The sequence below is a fragment of the Actinoplanes sp. NPDC026619 genome (assembly GCF_040638295.1).
GTDB lineage: Bacteria > Actinomycetota > Actinomycetes > Mycobacteriales > Micromonosporaceae > Actinoplanes.
In genome coordinates this window covers 70,059-71,177 of record NZ_JBEZYA010000021.1, presented here as the reverse complement: position 1 = coordinate 71,177, position 1,119 = coordinate 70,059, and the positions used below count along the sequence as shown (strand labels likewise).

Sequence of the window (1,119 nt, the reverse complement as noted above, 5' to 3'; positions counted from 1 at the left end):
TAACCGCAAGCCGCAAACCCCAGGCCGCAAGCCGCAAGCCGCAAACCCCAGGCCCCAGGCCGCAAGCCCCAGGCCGCAAGCCCCAGGTCCCAGGTCCCAGGTCCCAGGTCCCAGGTCCCAGGCATTGGACGCCAGGCATCGGGCATGGCTCATATCGGCGCCACTGTCGCCGTTATCCGCGCCGGCAACCACACCACCCTCTGCGGCTGCGATTCCCGGGCCCAACGGGCGTGTCCGACCAATGACGGAAATCGTCATTCGTCCGCTTCTCCTCATCATCGGACAGCCGTCATGAGAGCCCTTATCGAGCCGATGCAATAGCTGTTTGATTTGTCATGCAACTGCCGCCCCGCTTTCCGAAATAGGCATGATCGAAAATTGGCGGTAGCTCTCCGCGGTGCGGAAGAATGTATTCATGCCGCAGCTGCAGTTCTTCACCAGATCAGAACTCGCTGCCATGCGTGATCGAACCAAATCTCGCAATTATTCGGCGGAGGCGGACGAGTTCCGCCGAGAGCACGCGCGCCACCGGAAATGGGGGCTCGCAAGGCGTCATGCCCGGAAGCTGTGCCGGTCGCATGGTTGCTCGGCCGAGTGCGGAGCGGTGGGCCTGCACGACGACTTCGAGGAGATTCCGCCGTTGATCTGGGGCGACGAGACCACCGTCGCGCGGCCACCGCGACAGGTGCCGGGTCGCGAGGCCCGAGCCGTCCGGGATCTGTCGCCGAGCCGTGAGCAACAGCCCGGCCACGCTGATCTCACTGATCAGTCACCGATTGCCGAGCAGGCCGATCGCGCAGCGCCGGCCGAACCCGCCCCCGCCAACCCGTCAGCAGGGGTCCGGGCGCAGGCGATCGACCATGCGAAGGTGGCTGTCCGGGCGCCGGCACCGAGCCAGGCGCAGACAGTCAACCGGACGCTGGCAACGGGCCTGCCGCAGACAGCCGATCGGGCACCAGGATCAACCCAGAAACAGACAACCGACCAGCCCAAAACAGCCGGACCGACGCTGGCAACAGGCCCGCCGCAGACAGCCGATCGGGCACCAGGATCAACCCAGAAACAGACAACCGACCAGCCCAAAACAGCCGGACCGACGCTGGCAACAGGCCCGCCGCA

At 65.8% G+C, this 1,119-nt stretch carries 1 pseudogene; it reads left to right on the top strand.

The window, feature by feature from the left end:
* Positions 1 to 415: 415 nt before the first annotated feature.
* A pseudogene (locus tag AB0E90_RS36190) lies at positions 416 to 1,119 on the top strand (hypothetical protein); the annotation flags it as partial.